This is a genomic window from Methylomonas lenta (genome assembly GCF_001644015.1).
Lineage (GTDB): Bacteria > Pseudomonadota > Gammaproteobacteria > Methylococcales > Methylomonadaceae > Methylomonas > Methylomonas lenta.
Genome location: NZ_LUUI01000011.1, coordinates 1 through 16,461 on the forward strand (window position 1 = coordinate 1; position 16,461 = coordinate 16,461).

General features: G+C 47.6%; 14 protein-coding genes and 1 tRNA gene. 4 read left to right on the forward strand and 11 right to left on the reverse strand.

Features of this window, described 5'->3' with window-relative positions:
• Positions 1–61: 61 nt before the first annotated feature.
• The gene (locus tag A1359_RS00635) at positions 62–1,549 is read right to left on the reverse strand and encodes a hypothetical protein (RefSeq protein ID WP_066976469.1); all 1,488 of its coding nucleotides are present in this window, start codon (positions 1,547–1,549) and stop codon (positions 62–64) included.
• A 365-nt stretch (positions 1,550–1,914) separates the two neighbouring features.
• Here A1359_RS00635 and A1359_RS00640 point away from each other — a divergent pair, with 365 nt between their 5' ends.
• Complete coding sequence (locus A1359_RS00640) at positions 1,915–3,249, forward strand: alanine/glycine:cation symporter family protein (protein WP_066976479.1); 1,335 nt, start codon at positions 1,915–1,917, stop codon at positions 3,247–3,249.
• A 27-nt stretch (positions 3,250–3,276) separates the two neighbouring features.
• Here A1359_RS00640 and A1359_RS00645 read toward each other — a convergent pair whose 3' ends face one another.
• From A1359_RS00645 to A1359_RS00655, 3 genes are read right to left on the reverse strand one after another with little or no spacing between them, the layout of a single operon-like run.
• Positions 3,277–4,158, reverse strand: a complete 882-nt coding sequence (locus A1359_RS00645) for a CPBP family intramembrane glutamic endopeptidase (protein WP_066976482.1) — start codon at positions 4,156–4,158, stop codon at positions 3,277–3,279.
• Positions 4,158–4,886 carry a 16S rRNA (uracil(1498)-N(3))-methyltransferase gene (locus A1359_RS00650; protein ID WP_066976484.1) on the reverse strand — a complete coding sequence of 243 codons (729 nt, stop codon included), beginning with the start codon at positions 4,884–4,886 and terminating at the stop codon, positions 4,158–4,160. Before A1359_RS00650 ends, A1359_RS00645 begins: the two co-directional genes overlap by 1 nt.
• On the reverse strand, positions 4,886–6,241 hold the full coding sequence (locus A1359_RS00655) for an adenosylmethionine--8-amino-7-oxononanoate transaminase (RefSeq protein WP_066976486.1): 1,356 nt from the start codon (positions 6,239–6,241) through the stop codon (positions 4,886–4,888). The genes A1359_RS00650 and A1359_RS00655 overlap by 1 nt, the downstream gene beginning before the upstream one ends.
• Before the next feature lie 244 nt (positions 6,242–6,485).
• Between A1359_RS00655 and corA the strand changes: the two genes are divergently transcribed.
• Together corA and A1359_RS00665 are read left to right on the forward strand one after the other, a co-directional pair.
• Entirely contained in the window at positions 6,486–7,457 is a 972-nt protein-coding gene (gene corA, locus A1359_RS00660) for a magnesium/cobalt transporter CorA (RefSeq protein ID WP_066976490.1), read from the forward strand.
• Positions 7,458–7,810: 353 nt separating this feature from the next.
• Positions 7,811–8,197 carry a J domain-containing protein gene (locus A1359_RS00665; RefSeq protein ID WP_066976493.1) on the forward strand — a complete coding sequence of 129 codons (387 nt, stop codon included), beginning with the start codon at positions 7,811–7,813 and terminating at the stop codon, positions 8,195–8,197.
• A gap of 171 nt (positions 8,198–8,368) precedes the next feature.
• Here A1359_RS00665 and ahcY read toward each other — a convergent pair whose 3' ends face one another.
• From ahcY to rpsU, 7 genes are all read right to left on the reverse strand, one after another.
• Positions 8,369–9,661, reverse strand: coding sequence for an adenosylhomocysteinase (gene ahcY / locus A1359_RS00670; RefSeq protein WP_066976495.1), 1,293 nt, complete (start codon positions 9,659–9,661; stop codon positions 8,369–8,371).
• A 16-nt stretch (positions 9,662–9,677) separates the two neighbouring features.
• Positions 9,678–10,838 (reverse strand): methionine adenosyltransferase, encoded by a 1,161-nt coding sequence (gene metK / locus A1359_RS00675; RefSeq protein WP_066976498.1) that lies wholly within the window; start codon positions 10,836–10,838, stop codon positions 9,678–9,680.
• Between the two features lie 67 nt (positions 10,839–10,905).
• Positions 10,906–10,982 (reverse strand) — tRNA-Ile (locus tag A1359_RS00680).
• Positions 10,983–10,987: 5 nt separating this feature from the next.
• Positions 10,988–12,820: an RNA polymerase sigma factor RpoD gene (rpoD, locus tag A1359_RS00685; protein ID WP_066976501.1), complete on the reverse strand. Its 1,833-nt coding sequence runs from the start codon at positions 12,818–12,820 to the stop codon at positions 10,988–10,990.
• Between the two features lie 76 nt (positions 12,821–12,896).
• The gene (gene dnaG, locus A1359_RS00690; protein ID WP_066976503.1) at positions 12,897–14,627 is read right to left on the reverse strand and encodes a DNA primase; all 1,731 of its coding nucleotides are present in this window, start codon (positions 14,625–14,627) and stop codon (positions 12,897–12,899) included.
• 23 nt (positions 14,628–14,650) lie between these two features.
• A complete protein-coding gene (locus tag A1359_RS00695) occupies positions 14,651–15,100 on the reverse strand; it encodes a GatB/YqeY domain-containing protein (RefSeq protein WP_066976505.1) in 450 nt (149 codons plus the stop codon).
• Between the two features lie 9 nt (positions 15,101–15,109).
• Complete coding sequence (rpsU, locus tag A1359_RS00700; RefSeq protein WP_013817466.1) at positions 15,110–15,343, reverse strand: 30S ribosomal protein S21; 234 nt, start codon at positions 15,341–15,343, stop codon at positions 15,110–15,112.
• Positions 15,344–15,450: 107 nt separating this feature from the next.
• Between rpsU and tsaD the strand changes: the two genes are divergently transcribed.
• A complete protein-coding gene (tsaD, locus tag A1359_RS00705; protein WP_066976554.1) occupies positions 15,451–16,461 on the forward strand; it encodes a tRNA (adenosine(37)-N6)-threonylcarbamoyltransferase complex transferase subunit TsaD in 1,011 nt (336 codons plus the stop codon).

Here is a 16,461-nt window from a genome sequence, read left to right on the forward strand (position 1 = left end):
CTTAATGGCATTGACGCGGCGCGTGGGAACGAAGGAAATAGCTACTTGCGAGCATACAGCTTTATTCCCAAAGCGGCCGTAGCAGCTTGTCCAATAGCCACGGGTCATCAAAATGCCGTTTGCCGAGAAATGCAATGGCATGTGTGCCCCATTGTCGCATGGCGCCGGCGCTGGGTACGCCCATCGGCCATAGTAGAAACCGCTCGGAACGTTCGCTGCCGGGCATTAAGCCATCCTGGTCGAATAAACTTTGGTATCCGCCGTTTGGCATCGGTAGCGAGCGCAGTGCGTCATAAGCTAGCCAGCCGTATTTTTTAACAATCGCTCCCGGCTCCGGCTGCTGGGTGGCAATGCCGGTGATAAAATGATTTCCGGCAGCGATTTTCACCAGCAGCCGTTCGCCAGGCTGATGAGCCAGTATCGACGTCGGAGTCAAAATCGGCTCCGAACCGTCCTCAGGCTGCACTACCCGCACAGTCTCCGCCGGAAAAATCTGGTAATAACAACCGCAAGGATGAATGCTGTCATAGACCAGCGGCTGGCCGTCCATTTTTAAGGTGACTCGCCAAATCAAGCCGTCAAAGCGACCCGCATAAATATCCAGTAATCCGTCAGGCGGTCGGGCCGTAAACCAGACCATATAATTCAGCTGCAGTAAAATCTGCTTTCCAAACCGGGTATGGGAAGGCAGGCGATAAACAATCGGCTTTTGAGTGTTTATATAAGCGTCACCGTCGCCTGTAATATTCACCATGCCGATACGGTCGTTGTCGCTTAAGGTATCAACCAGCCATGCCGGCGCGAAGGCGGCAAATAGTTGATCGAGTTGGTCTGTAGACGGTTCCGGAATAGCCAATGGGTTAGCTGCCGACTGTTCTAGTATCGCGGCAACGTCAGCCGCCTGGATAGCGGGGGAAGTAGGCGGCACATAGTGGATCAACTGCCCATCGACAGCTTGATCGTTATGCAGGAAAGGCGCCTGCATTTCCTGATGCAGCTGCCTGACACCGTCGACAATCGCCCAGCGAGTCAGATAATACAGGCCGAACAGCCGCTGCCAAGTCGAATAGGCCTCCGGCGACTGTAGCTCGGTTAGCAAGCGCGCGCGTTGGCTGGGAGAATTCTGCACCTGCTGGGCGAGTATTTGTCCACAGCTGTGTATTGCCACCTCCACATCGCCAGTCACTGAAGACTGCAACCGCGATTTTGCTTTATCCGGCAGGTTACGCCATTCGATCAGCCGAGCGGTTTCATCCAGTTTCTGCAAACGATTTAACCATGCGGCATAAGCATCTGTCGTTAAATTCTGCTGTGCAAAAGAGGCCAGAAAACGATCGACACGCAACCCGGCAAAGCCCGATATTTTTGCCGCTCCCGCATCCCCAACTCCGTATTCGTCAAACTGCTTATCTATAGCCTGAAAAAACCGTTCGCAACGGGTTGAATCCAGTTTTATCGGCTCAGAAAACGGTTGCAAATCGGCGCAGGCTGGCAACCACAAGACCAATACGGCAAGTCGTACCGGCAAACTGATGCGGCGTATCATCATAAATCGAAAGTTATAGGCCAGATCAATAACATAATAGTTTCCTGCAAAGGGCGGCGTTTCTTAGCAAAGTGTTCAAAGCAAATATACATCAGCGAGCTGCAAAAACACAAAAGGTAAGCTAAACCGTACGAACCATTTTTGGTACTCGAAAATAAACTTGCTCTCAAAGGTAATCTCTTGTTTTCACTAGGGTTTATGGCCGTGATCGATATAACGGCTTATTATCAGTTTACTTGTGCCCTGCGGGTATTCCGGCCTACGAACTGACTTCAAAAATGCACTCCTCTTACATGAGTTGAACTAATATCCAACCTATCGCTTAAAATTACGCATAACTCGTTGTAAATCACCCCGGAGCCCAACCCATGCCAGTCCTCGAATCGCTAATCGCCACCTTGTCCGGCTGGATCTGGGGACCGCCGATGCTGACATTATTGGTAGGCACAGGCTTGTATTTGACCGTGTTGCTACGCGGCTTGCAGTTTCGGGCGCTACCGTTGGCGTTTCGGCTGATTTTTCATAAAGACTACGGGCATGCCGGCGACATCAGTCATTTTGCCGCGCTGATGACTGCTTTGGCGGCGACGGTCGGCATTGGCAACATCGTCGGCGTGGCGACGGCAATCACGCTTGGCGGGCCGGGGGCGGTGTTCTGGATGTGGATGACCGGACTGGTCGGTATGGCAACCAAATATTCCGAAGCAGTGCTGGCGGTCAAATACCGGGAAAAAGGCGAGCACGGCATGCGCGGCGGGCCTATGTATTATCTGGCCAAGGGTGCGCACCTGCCTAAACTTGGCTGGCTGTTTGCACTGTTCACCGCGCTGGCGACCTTCGGCATCGGCAATATGACCCAAGCCAATGCCACTGCCAAAATTTTCGAAGCCACGTTCGCTGTCGAACCGTGGGTTACCGGCCTGGTGTTAACGACGCTGACGGCGCTGGTGATCCTGGGCGGCATTCGCTCTATCGGCAAATTCACCTCAGTGCTGGTGCCGTTCATGATAGTGGGCTATGTCGGTGCTGGGCTAACGGTGCTGGCGCTGAATGCCGCCGAAATCCCCGCCGCATTCGGACTGATCTTCGGTCATGCCTTCTCGCCCGCCTCGGCCAGCGGTGGCTTTGCCGGCGCTGGCGTTGCAGCGGCAATGCGCTTCGGCATTGCCCGCGGGGTGTTTTCCAACGAGTCGGGCCTGGGTTCCGCACCGATTGCCGCCGCAGCCGCACGCACCAATGACCCGGTCAAACAGGCGCTGGTCAGCATGACCCAGACTTTTATCGACACACTGCTGGTCTGCACCATGACTGCGTTGGTGATTCTGACCGCCGATTCCTGGACTCTCGGTGTCACCGCCGGCCAATTGACCAGCGCCAGCTTCGCCGAAACCTTAGGCAGCAGTGGACAAATACTGGTGGCCATCGCCACCTCAGTGTTCGCATTCTCCACCTTGATAGGCTGGAATTACTACGGCGAAAAGGCCATCGAGTATTTGTTCGGGCCGCGCGCGATCCGTATCTACCGTATCGCTTTTATCGCCACGGTGATCGTCGGCGCGATGATGGAACTGGAATTCGTCTGGAATTTCTCCGACCTGATGAACGGCATGATGGCACTGCCCAACTTGATTGCGCTGTTGATACTGTCGAAAGTCGTCAAGCAAGAGACCGATCGTTATTTCAAGGCGCATGGACCTGATTAAGGCTGCATAGCATGAATTGATAGGGCCTCAAGCCCTAATGACTGATTTTTGCTGCATTTTAAGCCAAACCATAATCGCGATGACCAGCCAGACACTGACCAAAGGTCCAACCACTCCATCGTAAGCACTAACCAGATATAAATAATCCGCTTGTGGATTAACGTTAAAAAGATCTTTACTCAGCTTGATTTGCCAAACCCAACCTGCATGACAGCCTATCGTTAAACCCAGGCTTTGCGGTATATGGCTTCTTAATATGGCTAAAAAAACCCCTACTACGAATAAAGCAATCAAGGCACTAACGATATCCGGGTTCAGCCAATTCGCAAAGGCTTCCGCCATTAACTCAAAACCGCTGCTCAAGGTTTGCTGATCATAAGGAATCTGACCGCGACTTTTTAAAAAATGCAATGCTGCATAATAAAACGAGCTAATGGCAATAGCTACAACCAACGAAAAGTGTCGTCGTAAGGCACTCAATAATAAACCACGAAACAGTATTTCTTCATTGATAGCAATCAATAACGCAAACAACAAGGCCAAACCTGTTTTTTCAACGATTTTGGCTAATGTCCAAACTCGCGATAAATCCCAAACGTGCACATCCAACCCGTAAAGCACGATTAACACCGGCAATAGCGTGATTACTGCCAATAAGAAACCATAGCCTACTTGCCTAAAAAAAACTGGGCAGGTGGCAAAACCTAAATCCTGCCAACTTAAATGCAGTGCTTTTCTTAATGGAAAGATACTGATTAGCAGCAAAATTAAAGTCAATCTGCTAACGACTTTCGCCAATGGCAATACATCACCAGTCAATTGTAGCAAACCAAAACCCAGCAAACAGGCTGACATAGCTAACAACAGCAACCAAGCCAACGGTGCTAGTGCAATAATCAAATAACGCATCAACGAAAGTCACCCCACAGGGTTTGCACGGCACTCAATGCCGATAACACGGCAGTTTCTGTGCGCAAAATCCTTGCACCCAATCTTACCGGCACAAATCCGGCTGATTGTGCAATTTGCCTTTCACGATCACTAAATCCGCCTTCTGGGCCGGATAATAATGTGATGTGTTGCTTATCCGGCTGTAAATCGGCTAAGGTTTGCTCGGCATAAGGATCGAGAAACACGCGTAAACCTCGTTGCTGCGCAACCCAATCCGATAATTCTGCAATATCACTCATCAACGGTAGGCAAGTTCGCCCGGACTGCTCGGCGGCATGTTGCACAATATGCTGCCAATGCTGCAGGCGCTGCTGTTTTTTATCGTCATTAAGTTTGGTCACGCAGCGCTCGGTCATCAGAGGGGTCATCTGAGTAACCCCCAACTCCACCGCTTTTTGCACCGCCCAATCCATACGGTCACCCCGAGAAATTCCCATGCCTAATCTCACAGACAGCGATGATTCCACATCTCGATCATGATAGGTTTCAATCACCACGCGTACATTTTTACGACTGACTTCGCTGAAGCGGCTTAGATATTCTCCACCCTGACCGTTGAACAATACAATATTCTGATCCTGCTTGAGTCGCAGCACACTGCGCACATAATGCGCGGCATCCTCATCCAGTTCGATGCGACTGCCAACATTCAACGCCGCATTGACATATAAACGGGACACGCGCATTAGTCTTGCACCGCAATTTGTATGCCTTGCCAAGCCACTTCGGCCATAAGTTCTATCTCCTGCTCGGTAATTACATAAGGCGGCATAAAATAAATGACATTACCCAATGGACGCAATAGCACGCCTTTGGATAAGGCGTATTGATAAACCTTTAAGCCCCGTCGCTGCTGCCAGGGATAGGGCTGACGGCTCTGTTTGTGTTTGACCAACTCGATAGCGACTATCATGCCGATTTGCCGTACTTCCGCCACATTTGGATGTTCTTTAAAGCGCTCCGCCGCTTTGGCCATCGCCTCAGCCAGCCGACGATTATTGCCCAATACATCCTGAGTTTGAAATATTTCGATAGTCGCCAGAGCGGCTCTGCAGCCCAAGGCATTACCCGTATAACTATGCGAGTGCAAAAATGCAGTGAGATTTTGATAATCGTCGTAAAAGGCTTGATACACCACATCAGTGGTCATGACAGCCGACAACGGCAAATAACCACCTGTTAATCCTTTGGATAAGCACATAAAGTCAGGACTGATACCGGCCTGCTCGCAAGCGAACAACGTACCGGTACGGCCAAATCCTACCGCAATTTCATCGGCAATCAAATGTACGTTGTATTTATCGCAAGCTGCACGTAGTAGTTTTAAATATACCGGATCATACATGCGCATACTGCCGGCGCATTGCACCAATGGCTCGACGATAACCGCACAAACCTGGTCCGCATGTTCCGATAACACTAGGTCCATATCTGCAAACCGACGGCTGGAATACTGTTCCCAGGATTCCCCGACTTCCCGATAATAACAATCAGGTCCTGCTACGGTGATGACATCCATCAACAAAGGCCCGTAAGTGTCTTTGTACAAAGCCACATTTCCCACAGCCAGCGCGCCCAAGGTTTCGCCGTGATAGCTATTTTCCAAGGTGATGAATTTGGTTTTTTGTGATTGGCCAAGATTGCGCCAATAATGGAAACTCATCTTCAAGGCCACTTCTATCGCCGAGGAACCATTATCCGCATAAAAACATTTATTTAAGCCCGGCGGCGTGATTTCCACCAGTTTTTCAGCCAACTCTACCGCCGCTTGATGGGTAAAACCACCCAGAATGACATGTTCCAGGGTGTCGAGCTGCCCTTTAATAGCCTGATTAATCAATGGATTGGCGTGCCCAAATAGATTCACCCACCAGGAACTAATCGCATCCAGATATCGGTTGCCAGCAAAATCTTCTAGCCAAACACCTAGTCCGGACCTAATCGGAATCAACGGTAAGTGTTCGTGGTCTTTCATCTGGCTGCAAGGATGCCAAAGTACGGCAAGATCGCGCTGGACTAGCGATTGATTATCCAAATGCATAGGGCTTTTGTAAGGTTGCTGTTAATAAAATTCCAGCGGTCAAGACCGCCAAAGTTCTGGTAGAAACGCATGTCAATATGGCTATGGCTTAACAAACCTGAAACTGTTGAATATCATAACCGGCTTGCAGACGTTGAACGCTATCACTATGATAAAAAGTCTGAGATAAGGGCTAATTGAATGGTGAACAAAAATCAGCAGCTCGCCATATCGTTTTTTTAGTCATTTTAACAACAGGATTTGAATGATAAGAGTACAACTTTTTGATCCAAAAACTAATTGCCTTCAGTTAGGCGGTGCAGAACTGATTGAGCGCTGGCTTTTGGATACGACTTTAAAAATATGGGTCGACCTACAAGATATTCCGCTTGAGGAAGAAAGTCATTTACTCAAAGACTGTTTTGGCTTGCATCCTTTAGCCATAGAAGATGCTCAACGCCCCAGGCACCCACCCAAGCTTGAACGGTTTGATGATGTCATATTTGTTTTATTGAAAGGCCTGGATGCACAATCCGACATCATGAATTGCGGCACTATTCAAATTTCGATTTTTGTTGCTAATCGATTTTTAATCACCCGACATTCAAATGAGTCACTGAGTACTAATAAGTTATGGGATATCGCAGCTGCAGACAGCCGATTAATACAAAAAGGCACACATTCACTGGCTTTAGATTTAGCCCGCTTAGTGGTAGATCGATATCTGGATATTTTGCTCAATCTTGAGCCTAGGCTGGAGGAGTTGGAAGATGAAATCCAAACCAAGCCTAAAGATACTTTATTACATGAGTTAAGCGATTATCGTACCCGGTTAAAAAAAATGCGGCGTTATCTGACCTATCAAGTCCAATTATTTCAGGAGTTGAAATCCGGAACTGACTACGCGATTGATCAATCGCTGACTCATGATATTGTCGATATCTATGAACGCCTGGAAAGGGCTAGTAGTTTAGCTAATCTATATTATGAGCTGGCAAGCGATTTAATGGACAGTTACATATCACTTGCTTCACATCATCTAAACAATATTATGAAAATATTGACAGTGGTGACGGTGATTTTTGTTCCGCTGACATTTATGGCCGGCATCTATGGGATGAATTTTGAACATATGCCAGAGCTGCACTATCAAAATGGCTATTACTTTTTGTTAGGGTCCATGGCATTTGTGGCTGTTATTTTGTTATTCATTTTTCGTAAGGTTAGATGGATATAACGCTTCATTGAATTACCCCCATACCAATAAACACAACCCAGAACACTCATTTACACATGGACTTGCTTTGATATGACTCAATCAGTCCATGCACAGGTTTCAATCGAGCACTTCAACTGACAATATTGGCATTTCGAAGTGCCAATTTTGTCAGCACTTTTTATTACCTCGTTCTCATCTATCCTGCGCAGCATGTTTTTAGGTCAAATCATTCAAAAATCACATTATTACGACCGCATCGACACTCTCAATCAAGAATGGCATCAACCTTGCTGATTTATATCAGGCTTGCGCATTAGCAAGTCCATATTTATTCGCGGGTTTTAAGGCCTGCCTGTTTCAGGAGTTTGAAAATGCTTAAAGCCCCCACGTATTACGACACACTTAAAGTCACTCGAGATGCGCCATATCTAGTGATTCAGACTGCTTACAGAGCTTTAATGAAATTAAATCATCCTGACAACTTTGCAGGCAGAGAAGAAGAAGCCGTAAAAATAGCCCAAACTTTTCGTGAAGCGCGTGACGTCTTGCTCGATACGAATACTCGATCACAGTATGACCGCTGGCTTGATAAACAAGAAGAAAATCCGATTGAGCAATTCTATGAAAATAGACTCCCCGATTGCCTTAAATTTTGTACCTTTTGGAGTCAAAAGAATCAACCGGTAAACCCAAAGCTTGAAAGTGTTTCCGTGAATATTCGATTGAAGAATGCGGCTTTGCTACACCAGCTAAATTAAGCTGATAAATTGTTTAGCGGTAGTTAGGGATCACGCAAAATAATAACTTACCGGATTCACGAAACCATTAGTGATGAGCAGCGTGGAAGCAGCGATGGCACTGTGATTAAATATTTTTCTTGCAAAAAAAAGGGGCTTTCAGCCCCTTTTTTGTAACTTACTCAGCTCGTATCAATAACGGTAGTGATCAGGTTTGTATGGGCCTTCTACCGGCACATTGATGTAAGCCGCTTGCTCAGCACTTAACTCGGTCAGTTTGACGCCGATTTGCGCCAAATGCGCACGAGCCACTTTTTCATCCAGTTTTTTCGGCAATACGTAAACTTTATTTTCGTAGCTACCCGCATTGGTCCACAATTCGAGTTGCGCCAACACCTGGTTACAGAATGAATTGGACATCACGAAACTAGGATGGCCTGTGGCACAACCCAGATTCACCAGACGACCTTCAGCCAATACGATGATGCGTTTACCATCCGGGAAAATCACATGATCGACTTGCGGTTTGATGTTTTCCCAAGTGTATTGACGAATAGCGGCAATTTCGATTTCGGAATCGAAGTGGCCGATATTGCAGACGATAGCCTGGTCGCGCATGGCTTTCATGTGTTCATGAGTGATAACACTCAAGTTACCGGTCGCGGTGACAAAGATATTGGCGATAGGCGCCGCTTCGTTCATGGTCACTACACGAAAACCTTCCATAGCCGCTTGTAAGGCGCAGATTGGATCGATTTCGGTAATCAAAACGGTAGCACCTAAACCACGCAGCGATTGCGCACAGCCTTTACCGACATCACCATAACCGCAAACTACGGCAATTTTACCGGCTATCATCACGTCAGTCGCACGCTTGATGCCATCGACCAAAGATTCGCGACAACCGTATAGGTTATCAAATTTGGACTTGGTTACTGAGTCATTAACGTTGAAGGCAGGGACTTTCAAGGTGCCTTTCGCCACCATTTCAGTCAAACGCAACACACCTGTAGTGGTTTCTTCTGACAAGCCTTTAACGTCCGCCATCAACTCCGGAAAGTTGTTGTGCATCATTACGGTCAAGTCGCCACCGTCATCCAGAATCATGTTCGGACGCCAGCCATCAGGACCGAGTATGGTTTGCTCGATACACCATTCGGCTTCGGCTTCAGTCTCACCTTTCCAGGCAAATACCGGCACACCAGCCGCTGCAATCGCCGCCGCTGCGTGATCCTGAGTAGAAAAAATATTGCAGGACGACCAACGTACTTCGGCACCCAATGCTGTCAGGGTTTCAATCAACACGGCAGTTTGGATAGTCATGTGCAAACAACCAGCAATTCGCGCGCCTTTCAAGGGCTGTTGCGCGCCAAATTCGCTACGCAAAGCCATCAGGCCCGGCATTTCGGTCTCGGCGATATTGATTTCTTTACGGCCCCAGTCTGCCAAGCTAATATCGGCGACTTTGTAATCGGTTTGACTCATTCTTTAACTCCCTAGTTTAAATACCGGCAGCGTCTTTTAACGCTTCGGCTTTGTCGGTTCTTTCCCAGCTAAAGCTGGCTTCGTTGCGTCCGAAATGACCGTAAGCAGCCGTTGGGCGATAGATTGGTTTGAGCAATCCCAATTGCGAGATCAGACCTTTGGGTCTTAAATCGAAATGCTCGCGGACGATTTCAACCAAACGCGCTTCTTCGACTTTTCCAGTGCCAAAAGTTTCAACAGTAATAGACGTAGGCTCGGCAACACCGATAGCATAAGAGACTTGAATCTCGCAGCGTTCGGCCAAACCGGCAGCAACGATGTTCTTGGCTACATAGCGGGCCATGTAAGCTGCTGATCTATCGACTTTGGAAGGATCTTTACCGGAAAATGCGCCACCGCCGTGTCTAGCCATACCGCCGTAGGTATCGACGATAATTTTACGACCGGTTAAACCACAGTCACCCACCGGACCGCCGATGATGAACTGGCCGGTAGGATTGATGAAATATTTAGTATCTTTATGCAGCCATTCTGATGGCAGGGTTGGCAGGATGATTTCATCCATCACCGCTTCTTCCAGCATTTTGCCACCCACTTCCGGCGCATGCTGTGTAGACAACACCACGGCATCGATTGCCACCGGCTTGTTGTTTTCGTAACGGAAAGTCACCTGGCTTTTGGCATCAGGGCGCAACCAAGGCAGGGTTTTATTTTTGCGCAATTGGGCTTGTCTTTCTACCAAACGATGCGCATAAGTGATCGGCGCCGGCATGAAGACGTCGGTTTCGTTGCTAGCATAGCCAAACATCAAGCCTTGATCACCCGCGCCTTGTTCATGGTTATTGGATTCATCAACCCCCATGGCGATGTCGGCAGACTGTTTACCAATCGCATTTAATACTGCACAACTATTACCATCGAAACCGATGTCACCGTGATCGTAACCAATTTCACAAACGACTTTTCTAACCAGTTCCTCAGTATCCACCCAGGCATCCGTGGTAATTTCGCCAGCCAGAATAACCATCCCGGTTTTTACCATGGTCTCACAAGCCACTCTGGAACGTGGATCTTGCTCTAATAGCGCATCGACAATCGCATCGGAAATTTGGTCCGCCACTTTATCGGGATGGCCTTCGGATACGGATTCAGAGGTAAAAAGATAGTTTTTATTCACGGTGACACACCTCACGATTAAATAGTGTGAATATAGAAAAGGCCGTATAAAACGGCCTAGGGTATTATGGTGGGCCCTGTAGGACTTGAACCTACGACCTGCCGATTATGAGTCGGAAGCTCTGACCAACTGAGCTAAGGGCCCGGATTTTATTCGCCGTCCAGGAAGCAGCGCAACTGCTCAGATCTGGATGGATGTCTTAATTTACGCAATGCTTTGGCTTCGATTTGACGGATACGTTCCCGCGTCACATCAAATTGTTTGCCTACCTCTTCCAAGGTATGGTCGGTATTCATGTTGATACCAAAACGCATACGCAATACTTTCGCTTCTCTGGCTGTTAATCCAGCTAACACATTCTGCGTAGACTCGCGAAGGCCGGCGATTGTAGCAGATTCTACCGGCGATAGCATCTTGGAATCTTCGATAAAGTCACCCAAATGCGAATCTTCGTCATCACCAATCGGGGTTTCCATCGAAATAGGCTCTTTGGCAATTTTCAACACCTTACGGATTTTGTCTTCCGGCATTTCCATGCGTTCCGCCAATTCCTCCGGCGTTGCCTCACGACCTTGTTCCTGCAAAATCTGTCTTGAGACACGATTTAGCTTATTGATAGTTTCTATCATATGCACCGGAATCCGGATAGTTCTGGCCTGATCAGCGATCGAGCGCGTAATCGCCTGACGAATCCACCAAGTTGCATAGGTCGAAAATTTGTAACCACGACGATATTCAAACTTGTCCACGGCTTTCATCAAGCCGATGTTACCTTCCTGTATCAGATCCAGGAACTGCAAACCACGGTTGGTATATTTCTTCGCGATGGAAATCACCAATCGTAAATTGGCCTCTATCATTTCTTTTTTTGCTCGCCTGGCTTTAGCTTCACCCAAGGTAATATTGCGGCAAATGTTTTTTAAATTGGCGATGCTCAAGCCATATTGCGCCTCAAGATCAGCTAAGTTTTGCTGAGCTTGCTTAATCTTGTCCCGATTGGCATTTAGCCCATCCGCATATTTGGGATTATCCTGAATAAACTGCTCTAACCAGTTCGGTTGCGCTTCATTTTCAGTATAGGCATTAATAAAATCGCGCCTTGGAACCTTGGCTTTTTTGACGCATGCGTCTAAAACCTGTTTATCTTGCTCACGTATGGCAGCAACCATATCATCCGCAATGGATGTCATTCTTTTCAGATATTGAGGCGTCCATTTGAACTCGGAAAAAACCTCATCGACAACATCAAAAGCTTTTTGAGTTTTATCATGCCCATAGCCGTGTTTTTTTACTGCCGTCATTGCTGATTTCAAGGCTTTTTTCAGCAGATCGACTTTTTCCTTGACTTCATTGTAATCAAGAGTTTTGACCTCTTCCTCTTCGTCAGCAGACTCATCCACCGGTGCGTCGTCTACGTCAACAGTATCATCGGTATTATCATCCGCATCAACATCGGAGTAATCAGTAAAACCCTGAACCAAATCACCTAAACGTGTACTAAACTCTTCATCTGCAACGGTATCAAACGTTTCAACGAATGATTCAACGATAAATCCAGATCGAGCAACCGCACTCACTATCTGACGCTGACCTTCTTCAATGCGTTTTGCGATTTTCAGCTCTTGCTCACGCGTCAACAATTCAACTGAACCCATTTCACGCATATATAGCCTGACGGGGTCAGTGGTGCGCCCAAACTCACTATCGACAGAGGCTAATGCTGCTACTTCGGCAACTTCTTCGTCGTCGTCGCCGCCGGACACAACCGTATCAGACGAAATAAGGGAATCATCGTCATCCGGGGCCACTTCATAAACCTGTATCCCCATATCATTGATCATGCCAATAATATCGTCAATCTGCTCAGGATCAATGATATCGCTAGGCAAATGATCATTGACTTCTGCGTAGGTCAGATACCCCTGCGCTTTACCTTTTGCTATCAGTTGTTTCAGTTGAGATTGCTGTTGTTCTTGATTCATTCTTCACTCACAATACGGTTTCAGCACCAAGCGCCGCAGAACCGGACATTATAGCGCATAAAAGTGATTTGACCACCTACACGCGCTGTTTTAACCATTCGCGTAACACCTGCTTTTCTTCAATACTTAAGCCCTCTCGACCTTCCTTAGCCAATAATTCGCTTAATCTTTCTTGCCTGGCTTGGCGAAGCAACTGCGCCATCGCCCCGGAAAACTCGGCCATTTCGCCACCTATCGGCACATCAAGCTCCAATCCAGCCAGCGCTCTCACTGTTTTTTCGTGAGGTGAATCACGATAGGCTTCCAATAAGATTGCGCTATTTTCCGGTTTTTCAAGCGCAATTCTTTCTAAAACTTGAATTAATAATTCCTTCCCGGCAAAACTCAAGCCTTCCATGCTCAAATTTTTTTGCAAACTCAGCGACTCCAACTTCGGATATTGAATCAATAAAGCCAAAACCCTCCGCACCAACGAAGGTCTTTGCTGTAAAGCCTTAGAAGCTTTCTCTGTCACTCGCCGACTAAGTGTAGTCTTATTTTTCGGAACATCTAGCTGCCGAGAGCCGGTCAGATCATTAAGGCGGCGCCACATCATGTCTTTAAAAAAACACTGAGGAATCTTTTCCAACTGCGGCTTAGCCGTGACCATTAACTGCGACTGCCCCTCTATGGTCGACAAATCAAGCTGACCCGCCAAAAATTCAAAAAAATAATCCGATAAGACCTGAGCGCTTTCAATGCGTTCCCGAAACCCCTCAATGCCCACCGCTCTCACCAGAGAGTCAGGATCCTCGCCTTGCGGTAACAACATAATCTTGATCTGCCGACCATCTCGCAAACATGGCAAAGCCGCATCCACACCCTTCCAGGCAGCTTGGCGCCCCGCATTATCGCCATCAAAACAAAACACCAACTCGGCCGCAAAACGAAATAACAAATCGATTTGCGTTTTCGAAGTTGCGGTGCCCAGCGTCGCCACGGCATTATCAATACCATACTGCGCCAGTGCGATAACATCCATATAGCCTTCCACAACCAAAATCCGATCCGGACGCGACTTCCTTTCCAAAAGCTCGCATAACCCATACAACTCTTTACTTTTGGAAAAGACTGGCGTTTCAGGGGAATTTAGATATTTTGGCAAGCCATCATCCAGCACCCGCCCACCAAACCCGATTACGCGTTTACGCTTATCTCGAATCGGGAACATCAGACGCCCGCGAAACCGATCGTAAACTTTGCCATCATCCTTGACAACCAACATACCCGCATCAATCAAGGCAGCTCGATCGAAACGACTAATCAAGGCATCCCAAGCTTGCGGCGCATACCCCAAACTAAAAACCCTCGCCACTTCACCACTAACCCCGCGCGCCTTCAGGTATTCAACAGCATTTTTTCCATCGGCACCGCGCAATTGCTCCGCATAAAAATCAGCCACCAACTCCAATATTTTATAGAGCCGAGCAGAATCTTCCTTATCAATGACCGCATATTCGCCACCGGCTTCTCTTGGCACATCAATGCCAACAAAAGCAGCCAGATCCTCTACAGCCTCGACAAAATTAAGATTGTTAAATGCCATCAAAAAACTGATAGCATTTCCGCTCTCCCCACAGCCTCGACACAAATAGACCTGTTTCTGGCGATTTACATTGAAACTGGGTGTTTTTTCGTTATGAAATGGGCAGCAAGCAGCAAACTCATTGCCTTTTTTTTTAAGCGGAACGTGCGAATCAATCAGATCAACAATGTCGACCCGCACCAATAGATCATCTATGAACTGCCTGGGGATTCTGCCGGACATATTACCGACGACAGCAAGGGGAATTACGCTGGAAACCCAGCCTTGATTCTGAGACTGACCACAGCCATATCCGCGCGGCCTTGCATTTGGGGCTTGAGGATAGCCATGACACGCCCCATGTCTTTAATCGAAGCAGCACCGACATCAGCAATGGCTTTAGCCACCATATCGTCAATCTCCGCTTCAGTTAAAGCTTGCGGCAGGAAATCCTGGATCACCAAAACCTCGGCTTCCTCGATTTCCACCAAATCAATACGGTTAGCATCGCGAAACTGCTTGATTGATTCGCGGCGTTGTTTGAGCATTTTATCCAGCACAATCAGCACTCGATCATCACCCAACTCTACACGCTCATCCACCTCAATTTGCTTGATAGCAGCCATAATCATGCGAATTACGCCTAATCTGGCTTTATCACCGCTCTTCATTGAGGCCTTCATATCTTCCCTGATACGCTCCTTTAACAAATCCATAGTAAAACCTTAAGTCTGTGGACGGCCACGACGCAGGTTTTTCAACGCATAACGTTCACGTGCCAATTTTTTCAAATGGCGCTTAACCGCAGCTGCACCTTTACGCTTACGCTCGGTGGTTGGTTTTTCATAAAATTCACGACGACGCACTTCCGCCAAAACACCTGCTTTTTCACAAGCACGTTTGAAACGGCGAATAGCGATATCGAAATGTTCGTTTTCTTTAACTTTTACTGATGGCATTATCAAAAATCCGAATTGTGTTAGTATTTCAAAAAAGCTACAGGCAAAAACCCAGCCCTGTAAAACCGACCGATTATACCCACAAATTACTTTTATACAAAAAATTAATGTACGTTTTAGGCATAGAAACTTCTTGTGACGAAACTGCGGTCGCCATTTACCATGCCGACAAAGGCTTGATTTCCCATAACCTCTATAGCCAAGTCGAGATGCACAATGAATATGGTGGCGTAGTACCGGAACTAGCTTCACGCGACCATATCCGCAAACTCACCCCGCTTATCCGACAAATTTTAAGGGACAGCCACTTAACATCTAACGATATTAACGGCATTGCTTATACCGCCGGACCTGGCCTGATGGGGGCGTTACTAGTAGGTGCCACTACCGCGCGCAGCCTTGCATGGGCTTGGCGAGTGCCGGCAATTGCCATTCATCACATGGAAGGCCATTTACTGGCGCCGATGCTGGAAGACCATCCACCGAAGTTTCCATTTGTCGCACTATTGATTTCTGGCGGCCACACAATGCTGATAGAAGTCAAAAATATAGGCCAGTATCACTTATTGGGCGAGTCACTGGATGATGCCGCCGGCGAAGCATTTGACAAAACCGCCAAACTGCTAGGACTTGATTATCCAGGTGGCCCTGCATTGGCAAAATTAGCCTCGCAGGGACATCCGCAGCTAAAATTCCCGCGCCCGATGACAGATAGACCTGGCTTGGATTTTAGTTTCAGCGGCTTAAAAACGTTTGCACTGAACACATTCAACAACAGTCTTAAAACACAACAGGACAAAGCCGACATTGCTTTTGCCTTTCAACAAGCCGTAGCAGAAACACTTGCCATTAAATGCAAGCGCGCATTGCAACAAACCGGCTTAACCACGCTGGTGGTGGCAGGTGGCGTCAGCGCAAATCAGGAAATTCGCAAACAACTCCTGCAAATGAGCCAAAAACAAGCCGCGCAGATTTATTTTCCTCGCCCAGCGTTTTGCACCGACAACGGCGCCATGATTGCTTATGCCGGCTACCAACGATTAAACGCCGGCCAAACTCAATCTCTAGAAATTTTTGCTCGCCCACGCTGGCCGATGAGCGAACTGCTGGAGGTTTAA